The 10,344-nt window shown below is 72.5% G+C and carries 8 protein-coding genes and 1 pseudogene; 3 read left to right on the top strand and 6 right to left on the bottom strand.

The features are described 5' to 3' along the window. A partial coding sequence (locus ACTIR_RS0113765; protein ID WP_026454722.1) for a sugar phosphate isomerase/epimerase and 4-hydroxyphenylpyruvate domain-containing protein occupies window positions 1–1,101 on the bottom strand: 1,101 nt, incomplete at its 3' end. A 199-nt stretch (window positions 1,102–1,300) separates the two neighbouring features. Here ACTIR_RS0113765 and ACTIR_RS0113760 point away from each other — a divergent pair. Continuing rightward, window positions 1,301–1,945 (top strand): TetR family transcriptional regulator, encoded by a 645-nt coding sequence (locus tag ACTIR_RS0113760; protein ID WP_026454721.1) that lies wholly within the window; start codon window positions 1,301–1,303, stop codon window positions 1,943–1,945. 114 nt (window positions 1,946–2,059) lie between these two features. Here the strand turns inward: ACTIR_RS0113760 and hisS are convergent, their stop codons facing one another. From hisS to ACTIR_RS0113740, 4 genes are all read right to left on the bottom strand, one after another. Continuing rightward, the gene (hisS, locus tag ACTIR_RS0113755; protein ID WP_026454720.1) at window positions 2,060–3,358 is read right to left on the bottom strand and encodes a histidine--tRNA ligase; all 1,299 of its coding nucleotides are present in this window, start codon (window positions 3,356–3,358) and stop codon (window positions 2,060–2,062) included. Between the two features lie 156 nt (window positions 3,359–3,514). Continuing rightward, complete coding sequence (locus ACTIR_RS0113750; RefSeq protein ID WP_026454719.1) at window positions 3,515–4,342, bottom strand: carbohydrate ABC transporter permease; 828 nt, start codon at window positions 4,340–4,342, stop codon at window positions 3,515–3,517. Then, window positions 4,342–5,241 carry a carbohydrate ABC transporter permease gene (locus ACTIR_RS0113745; RefSeq protein ID WP_051442427.1) on the bottom strand — a complete coding sequence of 300 codons (900 nt, stop codon included), beginning with the start codon at window positions 5,239–5,241 and terminating at the stop codon, window positions 4,342–4,344. The genes ACTIR_RS0113750 and ACTIR_RS0113745 overlap by 1 nt, the downstream gene beginning before the upstream one ends. A 49-nt stretch (window positions 5,242–5,290) precedes the next feature. Further along, window positions 5,291–6,586 (bottom strand): ABC transporter substrate-binding protein, encoded by a 1,296-nt coding sequence (locus ACTIR_RS0113740; RefSeq protein ID WP_026454718.1) that lies wholly within the window; start codon window positions 6,584–6,586, stop codon window positions 5,291–5,293. Between the two features lie 210 nt (window positions 6,587–6,796). Between ACTIR_RS0113740 and ACTIR_RS0113735 the strand changes: the two genes are divergently transcribed. Together ACTIR_RS0113735 and ACTIR_RS0113730 are read left to right on the top strand one after the other, a co-directional pair. Continuing rightward, window positions 6,797–7,798: a LacI family DNA-binding transcriptional regulator gene (locus tag ACTIR_RS0113735; RefSeq protein WP_199285626.1), complete on the top strand. Its 1,002-nt coding sequence runs from the start codon at window positions 6,797–6,799 to the stop codon at window positions 7,796–7,798. Beyond that, on the top strand, window positions 7,795–10,167 hold the full coding sequence (locus tag ACTIR_RS0113730; RefSeq protein ID WP_026454716.1) for a beta-xylosidase/alpha-l-arabinosidase: 2,373 nt from the start codon (window positions 7,795–7,797) through the stop codon (window positions 10,165–10,167). Before ACTIR_RS0113735 ends, ACTIR_RS0113730 begins: the two co-directional genes overlap by 4 nt. 9 nt (window positions 10,168–10,176) lie before the next feature. Here ACTIR_RS0113730 and ACTIR_RS23320 read toward each other — a convergent pair. Continuing rightward, window positions 10,177–10,344, bottom strand: a pseudogene (locus ACTIR_RS23320) (thioesterase family protein); the annotation flags it as partial.

The raw sequence follows: 10,344 nt of genomic DNA, 5'->3' as shown, positions 1-10,344 counted from the left end.
GGCCGACCGGGCGGGGTCCGCGCTGTCCACCGCCAGCGCGTTCAGCGCGGTGCCCCGGTCGCCGCCGGAGTGCACCAGGACCCGCGCCCGGCCCTGCTGCCACAGTTGCACGGGCTTGGACCGGTGCTGCCCGACGTGCGCGAAGCCCAGCGCGGCGAGGGTGCGTTCCACCTCGGGGCCGGTGCCGTCGTCGACGGTGAGTTCGGCGAAGGCGTAGCCGGTCAGCTCCGGGGCCCGGGGCAGCCTGCCGAGCGGGACCGTGGCGTGGTCCCGTCCGCCGCTCTCCCACCGCTCGGCGACCCGCTCCTCCAGCGCGATCAAGGACCGTTTCGCGTCGACGGCGGCGCGGTCGGGTGCCGACTGCCGGTAGACGTCGTTGAACACCTCCAGCGACAGCGGACCCCGGTAGCCCGCGTCGAGCACCGCCCCGGTGAACGCGGCGAGGTCGAAGGCGCCCTGCCCGGGGAACAGCCGGTGGTGCCTGCTCCACTGGAGCACGTCCATGCGCAGTTCCGGCGCGTCGGCGAGCTGGAGGAAGAACAGCTTGTCGGGGTCGACGGCGTCCAGCCCGGTCAGGTCGTCGCCTCGGGAGAGCACGTGGAAGCTGTCCAGGCACAGCCCGAGGGCGGGATGGTCGGCGCGCCGGACGATCTCGGCCGCGTGCCGCCAGGTGTCGACGTGCCTGCCCCAGGCCAGCGCCTCGTAGGCGACGCGGAGTCCGCGGGCGGCGGCCCGCTCGGCGAGGGTGTGCAGGTGTTCGGCCGCGAGGTCGTCGTCGTCGACGGCGTCCGGCGAGACCGACGAGCACACGAGCACGGTGTCCGCGCCGAGCCGCTCCATCAGGTCGAACTTGGACTCGGCGCGGCGCAGATTGGCGGTCAGCAGCGGCCCGGGCACCGCCTCGAAGTCCCGGAACGGCTGGTAGAGGTCCACCGACAGGCCGAGCCCGGCGCAGTGCCGCCGCACCGCCTCGGGGGACAACGACGAGGCGATCAGATCGTTCTCGAAGATCTCCACACCGTCGAAGCCCGCCCGGGCCGCGGCGTCCAGCTTGTCCTCCAGGGTGCCGGACAGGCACACCGTGGCGATGCCACTGCGCATGGTCTCTCCCTGTGCTGCTCGCCGGAGCCGGATCCCGCCCCGGTGGTCGTGCCGCCCGCCCGGTGGGGCGTGGGGTGGCCCCGACGCTAGCATGAACGAACCAGACAGTTAATAAACCGACGGTGGCCGGGGAAGGCCCCGACCGGCCCGGTACGGTGGCGCTCCGGTGACGGTCCGGACGCGGGAAAGGGGTACGCGGGTGGCCGAGCAGCGGGGCGACGGGGGGCGCACGCGGGACGCCGGGCGCACCCGGGCGGAGATCCTGCGGGTGGCCACGGCCGAGTTCGCCGACAAGGGCTACACCGGTGCCCGGGTGGACGAGATCGCCGCGCGCACCAGCACCACCAAGCGGATGCTCTACTACTACTTCGGCAGCAAGGAGCGGCTGTTCGTCGCGGTGCTGGAGCGGGCGTACGCGGAGATCCGGGCGAGGGAACAGGAGGTCGACGTCGACCACCTCGACCCGGTCGAGGCGCTACGGCGGGTCGTCGAGCTGACGTTCGACCACCACGAGTCGCACCCGGAGTTCGTGCGCCTGGTGGCGATCGAGAACATCCACCGCGCCGAGCACCTCGCGCGCTCCACGGAGCTCGCCGGCCTGGCCGACCCGGCGCTGGACGTGCTCACCCGCATCCTCGACCGGGGTCGTGCCGCGGGCACGTTCCGCGCCGACGTCGACCCGCTCGACGTGCACCTGGTGATCAGCGCGTTCTGCGTGTTCCGCACCGCGAACCGGCACACCGTCCGGGCCGTCTTCGACCGCGACATGCTCGCCCCGCACCGCCGCGCCCACTACCGCACCCTGCTCACCGACCTCGTCCTCGACCACCTCACCACCCGCTGACCGCGCCGGGGGTTGCCGTGAAGGGCACGTTCCCTGCGCCGGGCGCAGTGAGGGGCACATTCGCTGCGTCACACGCAGGGAATGTGCCCCTCACGGCACGACCCGGAGCCGGGGTCAGGGGAGGCGGGCGCGGATGTGGGTGGCGGCGTCGGTGACGGGGACGCGGGTCTGGTCGCCGGTGTGCATGTCGCGCACCGTGACCTCGCCGGACTCCTGTTCCTCCGGGCCGTGGATGAGCACCAGCCGGGCGCGCTGGTCGTCGGCCCACTTGAGCTGCTTGGCCAACTTGCCGGAGGAACCGAGGTAGACGCCGGTGCGCAGCCCGCCGGTGCGCAGTTCGGCGGCCAGGCGCATCACGGTGTCCTCGGCGCCGAGCACGGTCAGGGCCACGTCGAGACCGCCCGCGGAGCCGTCGTCCTCGGCGGCCCGGGTGGCGAGGATGCGCTCGATGCCGATCGACCCGCCGCAGGCGGGCAGATCCGGCCCGCCCAGTTTCGCCACCAGCCCGTCGTAACGCCCGCCGGAGGCGATCGAGCCGGGGTAGTCCCGCGCCACCACCTCGAAGATCGGCCCGGTGTAGTAGTCCAGCCCCCGCACCATCCGCGGGGTGAACACCACCCGCCCCTCCGGCAGCCCGGCGGTGAGCTCCAGCAGCCGGTCGATCTCGGCCAGCCCGCGCCGTCCGCGCTCGGTGGTGTCCAGTTGCTTGCGCACCCGGTCCACGTCGGTGGCGGTGACGTCGCCCACCAGCTCCTCGGCCGTCGTCGGCGCCAGCCCGAGCCCGGTCAGCTCCTCGGCCACGGCGGCCGGGTCGAGTTTGTCCAGCTTGTCCAGGCTGCCCAGCACGGCGGTCCCCTGCTCGTCCGGCACGCCGTAGGCCTCCAGCAGCCCGTAGAGGGCCTGCCTGCTGTTCACCAGCACGCGGAAGTCCTCCACGCCGAGCGCGGTGAGGCCGTCGTGCACCGCCCAGACGATCTCGGCGTCGGCCAGCGGGGACGACGAGCCCACGGTGTCGATGTCGCACTGGGTGAACTCGCGGAACCGGCCCTTGGCCGGGCGGTCGGCCCGCCACACCGGCCCGATCGCGTAGCGCTTGTACGGCGACGGCAGCCGGTTGCCGTAGGTGCCGACGACCCGGGCCAGCGGCACCGTGTGGTCGTAGCGCAACGCCAGGTCGGCCTCACCGCTGGCCTCGTGCACCCCGCGTTTGAGGATCTTGAAGATCAGCGCGGAGGCCTCGTCGCCGAGTTTGCCCGCGAACACCTCCAGCCGCTCGAACGCCGGCGTCTCCAGCGGGTCGAAGCCGTAATGCTCGAACACTCCGGCGACGGTGTCGAAGGCGGCCTTCCGGCGACGCATCTCGTCGGCCAGGAAGTCCCGGGTCCCCGAGGGTGGTTCGGCGGCTCTCGCCATGGTTGGTGTCCTCCGCGTAGGTCTCGACTCGCCCGCCATTGTCCCGCCTCGTCCGCTGCCCGGCCGGGTGACCCTCCCCCGGTGTGACCGCGGTCGACCGCGCGGCCCGGTCGGACACCGGGCCGCGCGGTACAGGACGTTATACGGGCTGCGGGCTCAGCGGCCGAACCCGGCGGTGAGCCCGCTGACGAGATACCTCCGGCCGAGGATGTAGAGCGCCAGCACCGGCAGCGTGGACAGCACCACCGCCGCCAGCACGGCGGGCACGTTCACGGTGAACTGCCCCTGGAAGCTCCACAGCGCCAGCGGCAGCACCCGCTGCTCGGGGCTCTGCGTGAGGATCAGCGGGAACAGGAACCCGTTCCACACCTGGAGCCCGTCGTACACGGCCACCGTGATCACCGCGGGCCGCACCAGCGGCAGCACCAGGCTGAACACCGTGCGCCAGTGCCCCGCGCCGTCCACCCGCATGGACTCGAACAGCTCCTTCGGCACGTCCCGCAGGAAGTTGGCGAGGATCACCACCGTCAGCGGGATGGCGAAGGCCGCCGACGGCAGCACGACCGCCAACAGCGTGTCGTAGAGGTTCATCCGGGTGATCAGGAAGTAGACCGGGATGATCACCGCCTGCAGCGGGATGGCCAGACCGAGCAGGAACGCGCGGTAGGTCAACCGCCCCAGCCGCGTGTCGCTGCGCACGACGAAGTAGGCCGCCAGCAGCGACACGCCGACCGTGATCGCCACCGCGCCGAGGGTGACCACGACGCTGTTGAGCAGGTAGCGCCCGAAGTCGTTCTCCAGCACCAGCCGGTAGGCGTCCAGGGTGGGCTCGGCGGGCGGCACCAGCGGATTCGCCGAGAAGAACCCCTCCTGGCTGCGCAGGCTGGTCACCACGACGTAGTACACCGGCACCAGCACCACGAGCAGCCACAGGAAGCCGGCCAGCCCCCCGGGCACGTTCGGCCGGGTCCGCGTCACCGACATCAGGCTCCCTCCTGTTGACTGCCGCGGTCGAAGCTCGCCCACCGGGACAGCCCGAGCGCCAGGGCCAGCCCGGTCACCACGAGCAGCACGGCCAGCGTGCCCGCACGGCCCATCTCGTTGCCGGAGAACCCGGTGAGATACATGTCCAGCGGCAGCAGCCGGGTCGCGTCACCGGGACCGCCGCCGGTGAGCACGAACACGAGGTCGAAGTAGGTCAGCGACCCCACCAGCATCAGCGTCGACGACGTGATGATCGTGTAGCGCAGCTGCGGCACGGTGATGTGGAAGAACTGCCGCACCGGGCCCGCCCCGTCGATCTCGGCCGCCTCGTACAGCGATCCGGGGATCTGCCGCACCCCCGCCTGGTAGAGCAGGGTGTGGAACGGCACGAACTGCCAGGCGATCACGAACACCACGACATAGAGCGCGAGATCGGGGTCACCGAGCCAGTCCTGCGCGAAGGCCTCGGCGCCGAAGGCGAGACTCAGGCCGAAGTTCGGGTCGAGCAACGCCTTGAACGCGATCGCGATGGCCGCCGAGGACAGCAGCATCGGCAGGAAGTACAGCACCCCGAGCACGGCCCGGTACCGTCCCCGCCGTGCGATCAGTACCCCGAGCAGCAGCGAGATCGGCGTCTGGACCAGCCAGCTCACCACCATCACCTGCACGCTCAGCCAGATCGCGTGGTAGGTCGACGGGTCGGTGAGCACACTGCCCCAGTGGTCCAGCCCCGCCCACTGCATCGCCGCGATGCCGTCCCAGCGCACGAAGCTCAGCGCCACCACCCCGACGAGGGGCACCAGCGCGAAGAATCCGAAGAACACCAGTGCGGGCGCGGCCATCAGCGGTGACGGCCCCACCCGGTTCCCGTCGGCACGGGACCGGCTCCGCCGGGTCACCCCGGTGGCGGAGCCGGTCCCCGTGCCCTCGTCCGCGAGCGTCACCGTCTCACCCGATCGTCGCGTCCATCGTGGACGAGAACTGCTCCGGCGACACCTGGCCGTTGAACAGCTGCTCCAGTGTCGCCAACATCTCGTCCGCCTGGTTCGGATCGAGCGCCTGGTCCCAGGACAGCTCGAAGTGGGGCGCCGCGCTCGCCGTCTCGTACACCGACGACAGGTACTCGGAGTCGTCGGCCGCGGCCAGCTCCTCCTCGATCCCCTGCACCGGCGGCACCGAGCCGTTCTCCAGGAGGGTGTCCACGTAGTCGTCGTTCATCAGGCCGCGGTCCAGGTAGTCCAGTGCGGCCTGCCGTTCGTCGGTGTTCGCCTCCGCGCTGATCGACCAGTAGTTGGCCGGGTTCCCGACGATGTTGGCCGGGTCCCCCTCACCGCCGGCCACGGTGGGGAACGCGGTGTGTCCGAGATGGCCGTTCTCGATGAACTCCGGCGCCGCGTCCTTGATGCTGGGATAGGCCCAGGAGCCCATCAGATACATCGCCGCCTTGTCGGTGTAGAGCAGGGCCGCGTCGGCCCCGCTGTCCGCGGAGATCGAGCCGAACCCGTCGGCGAAGCCGCCCGCGTCGACGAGTTCCCGGATCTTCTCCCCCGCCTCCAGCACGGCCGGGTGCGACCAGGCTCCGGGCTCGCCCTCGGCGATGGCCTCGAACACCTCCGGGCCGCCGATCCGGTCCACGAGGTACTCCAGCCACATCAGCTGCGGCCACCGGCTCTGCCCGGCCATCGCGAACGGCGCGATGCCCTCCTCGTTGAACCGGGGCACCAGCGCCATCAGCTCCTCCCAGGTCTCCGGTGGCTGGGCCCCGATCCGGTCGAAGAGCTTCGTGTTGTAGTACATCAGGACCGGCTGCATCCCGTTGTTCGGCACGGCGTACACGTTCCCGTCCACCGTGCCGGTGTCCAGCACCGACGGCAGGTACCGGTCGGTCAGCGCCCCGACGTCCGGGGCCACCTCGGACAGGTTCGCGACCTTGTCCGCGTCGACCCAGGAGCGCAGGTTCCCACCGCCCCAGCCGAAGATGAGGGTGGGCGCCCCGCCCGCGCCGATCGCCGTGCGGATCTTCTGCTTGTACGCGTCGTTGGCGAAGAACTCGGGGTTGATCGCCGTGTCGGGGTTGGCCTCGTTCCACGAGTCGAACGAGGAGCGGATGCTCTGTTCGTCCCCGCCGGTGAGCGCCCACGCCGACGCCCCGGCCGCCGCCGGTCCGCCGGACCCGCAGGCCGTACCGATCGCCATCACCGTCGCCGCTCCCACCGCGAGCAGCGCCGTCCGTCTCCGGCCCATGCCGCACCTTCCTCGTCGAAGGTTCCGAGAAACTCGAAACTTTTCGGAAAGAACCGTCTGAATGGACGCCGACGATAGAACCGCCCCCGGGCATGGTCAAGACCTGATTTCGGAATAGTTTGATGTATAGTGACGTGAAACTTTTCGGCAAGCATGAGGGAGGTGGCTGTGTCAGGGAGCGCCGACACCACGCGGCGGGCGACGCTGGCGATGGTCGCCGACGCCGCGGGGGTCTCCCTGCCGACGGCGTCGAAGGTCCTCAACGGTCGCGGCGACGTGGCCACCGCCACCAGGGCGCGGGTTGAGGAGGCCGTCCGCGAGCTCGGGTACGTGCCCCAGGTGGGCCGGCGGAGCGTGACGCCCGCCCGGGTGATCGACCTGGTGTTCGACGAACTGGTCAGTCCGTACTCGCTGGAACTGCTGCGCGGGGTCACCGAGGCGGGGGCCGAGGCGGGGGTCGACGTCGTGGTCGGGCGCGTCCCGGGCGCCGACGGCCCCGTCGCCGCCCCCGACTCGTGGGCCAACCGGCTCAAGGCCGCCGGACGCGAGGGACTGATCGTGGTGACCTCGGAGCTGAGCCTGGAACAGGTGGAGGGCTTCGCCGACGCCGGGCTGGGACTGGTGGTGATCGACCCGCTGAACCTGCCCCGGGTCGAGGTCACCAGTGTCGGTGCCACGAACTTCTCCGGCGGGGTGACCGCCACCGAACACCTGCTGTCGCTCGGGCACCGCCGGATCGGGTTCGCGGGCGGCCCGGAGGGCGCCTCGTGCGGCCAGGCGCGGCTGCACGGGTACCGGGCCGCGCAGGAGAAGGCCGGGGTCGCACCCGACCCGGAACTGGCGCTGCACGGCGCGTTCGGCTACCCGGACGGGTTGGAGATGGGCGCACGGCTGCTCGACCACCCCGACCGGCCCACCGCCGTGTTCGCCGCGAGTGACGCCACCGCGCTCGGCGTGGTGGAGGCCGCGCGCCGACGCGGCCTGCGCGTGCCCGACGACCTCAGCGTCGTGGGCTTCGACGACACCGTCCTGGCGACACTGGCCACGCCCGCGCTCACCGTGGTCCGGCAGCCGCTGCCGGACATGGGCCGGGTCGCGCTGCGCACGCTGTTGCGCCTGATCGCCGGGGAGACCCTGGACTCCCACCACGTCGAACTCGCCACGCACCTCGTCGTGCGCGACTCGACCGCCGCACCCGGAGGAGAACGATGAACGACCCGGCCCCGCAGGACCCCGCCCGGCAGCCGAAGGCGTGGCAGGACCCGACGGCCTCCCCGGAGGAGCGTGCCCGTGCGCTGCTGGACGAGATGACCCTGGAGGAGAAGCTGGCCCAGCTCGGCGGCGCCTGGCCGGAGAACGAGGACGCGGCGGGCGCCGACCGGGTCGACGGCGAGGTCGCCCCGATGCAGGAGGTCTTCGCCGAGGGCGCGGTGCCGTTCGACCGCCGCGTCGCGCACGGGCTCGGGCACCTCACCCGCGTGTTCGGCACCGCCCCGGTGAGCGTGCCCGAGGGCACCGCGCGGGTGGTCCGGCTGCAACGGGAGGTGATGGCGGGCAACCGGTTCGGCCTGCCCGCGGTCGTGCACGAGGAGTGCCTGACCGGGTTCACCACCTACGGCGCCACCGTGCACCCCTCCCCGCCCGCGTGGGCGGCGACGTTCGACCCGGACCTGGTGGAGCGCATGGCCGCCGCCATCGGCGCGGACATGCGCGCGGTGGGCGTGCACCACGGCCTCGCGCCGGTGCTCGACGTCGCCCGCGACCACCGGTGGGGCCGGGTGGAGGAGACCCTCGGCGAGGACCCGTACCTGGTGGGGATGCTCGGCACCGCCTACGTCCGGGGTCTGCAGGGCGCGGGGATCATCGCGACGCTCAAGCACTTCGCCGGATACTCCGCCTCCCGCGCCGCGCGCAACCACGCACCGGTGCCGGTCGGCCCGCGCGAGCTGCGCGACGTGCTGCTGCCGCCGTTCGAGACGGCGGTCCGCGAGGGCGGCGCCCGGTCGGTGATGAACGCCTACGTCGACCTCGACGGCGTGCCCGCCGCCGCCGACGCCGGACTGCTCACCGGTGTCCTGCGGGACGAGTGGGGCTTCACCGGCACGGTGGTCTCGGACTACTGGGCGGTCGCGTTCCTGGAGACCATGCACCGGGTCGCCGACGACCGGGCCCACGCGGGGGCCCTGGCGCTGACCGCCGGGATCGACGTGGAGCTGCCGGACGGGCTCTGCTACGGCGACGGACTCGCGGAGCTCGTGCGCGCGGGCCGGGTCGACGAGAAGGTCGTCGACCGGTCGGTGCTGCGGCTGCTGCGGCAGAAGGCCGAACTCGGCCTGCTCGACCCCGACTGGACACCCGAGTCCGATGTGGACTCCTCGGTGGACCTGGATTCGCCCCGCTCCCGGGAACTGGCCCGGCAGCTGGCGGAGCGCTCGGTCGTGCTGCTGGCCGACCGCGGCGACACGCTCCCCCTCGGGGCGGACGCCGGCCGGATCGCGCTCGTCGGTCCGTCCGCGGACGACCCGGAGGCGCTGCTCGGCTGCTACTCGTACCCGAACCACGTGCTGCCCCGCTACCCGGACCTGGACCGGGGTCTGGCCGTGCCGTCCCTGGCCGAGGCCGTGCACGCCGAGTTCCCCGGTACGGACGTCCGCACGGTGCAGGGGGTCCCGGTGTCCGATCCGGACCGGTCCGGCATCGACGCGGCGGTCGCCGCGGCCCGCGAGGCGGACGTGTGTGTGGCCGTGGTCGGCGACCGGGCCGGGATGTTCGGCGGCGGCACCTCCGGCGAGGGGTGCGACGCGGCCGACCTGCGTCTGCCGGGCGTGCAGCACGAGCTGCTGGACGCGCTGCTCGAGACCGGGACCCCCGTGGTGGTCGTCGTGGTGTCCGGCAGGCCGTACGCCCTCGGCGCGTACGCGGACCGGGCCGCGGCGCTGGTCCAGGCGTTCCTGCCCGGTGCCGAGGGCGGCGCGGCGATCGCCGGTGTCCTCTCCGGACGGATCAACCCGTCCGGCAGGCTGCCGATGCAGGTGCCCCGCGACCCGGGCGGGCAGCCGACGACGTATCTGCAGCCGCCGCTGGGCGGGTACAGCGAGGGCATCAGCAACCTCGACCCGAGGCCGCTGTTCCCGTTCGGGCACGGCCTGTCCTACACCGACTTCGCCTACGACGCGCTGACGTGCTCCGCGGCGGAGGTGCCCACGGACGGCACGGTGGAGGTCTCCGTGGTGGTGCGCAACGTCGGCGACCGCGCGGGCGCCGAGGTGGTGCAGCTCTACCTGCACGACGTCCGGGCCCAGGTCACCCGACCGGTCCGGCAACTCGTCGGGTTCGCGCGGGTGGACCTGGCGGCGGGTGCCGCGGCGCGGGTGACGTTCACCGTGCACGCCGACCGGACCGGCTTCACCGGGATCGACCTGCGGCGCCTGGTGGAACCCGGCACGATCGAGCTGTCCGTCGGCTCCTCGGCGGCGGACCTGCCGTGTTCGGCGACGGTCGAGCTGACCGGCCCGGAGCGCACGCTCGGCGCCGACCGGGTGCTGACCACGCCGGTCACGGTCACCCCGGTGGCGGAGTGACCCGCCGGGTCAGTCCTTGAAGTACACCCACTGGTGGCTGGTCGCCAGCAGGGCGCCGTCGCGGGCCCACAGCCGGGCGGACTGGTCGAAGAACCCGTTGCCGAAGCCCCCGGCGTGCGCCCTGCCGAGCACCGGCTCGTCGCCCTGCGCGGCGAGCCGGGCGGCGTCGGCGTGGAA

This window comes from Saccharomonospora iraqiensis subsp. iraqiensis, assembly GCF_000430445.1.
In the GTDB taxonomy this organism is placed as follows: domain Bacteria; phylum Actinomycetota; class Actinomycetes; order Mycobacteriales; family Pseudonocardiaceae; genus Saccharomonospora; species Saccharomonospora iraqiensis.
Note: the sequence above shows the minus strand (reverse complement) of the source record. Positions and strands in the feature narration are given on the sequence as shown.

Coding starts and splice junctions, on each gene's coding strand:
- ACTIR_RS0113750 (WP_026454719.1), bottom strand. CDS start 4,342: ATGTCGGTGACGCGGACCCGGCCGAACGTGCCCGGGGGGCTGGCCGGC.
- hisS (WP_026454720.1), bottom strand. CDS start 3,358: ATGGCGAGAGCCGCCGAACCACCCTCGGGGACCCGGGACTTCCTGGCC.
- ACTIR_RS0113730 (WP_026454716.1), top strand. CDS start 7,795: ATGAACGACCCGGCCCCGCAGGACCCCGCCCGGCAGCCGAAGGCGTGG.
- ACTIR_RS0113735 (WP_199285626.1), top strand. CDS start 6,797: ATGGTCGCCGACGCCGCGGGGGTCTCCCTGCCGACGGCGTCGAAGGTC.
- ACTIR_RS0113740 (WP_026454718.1), bottom strand. CDS start 6,586: ATGGGCCGGAGACGGACGGCGCTGCTCGCGGTGGGAGCGGCGACGGTG.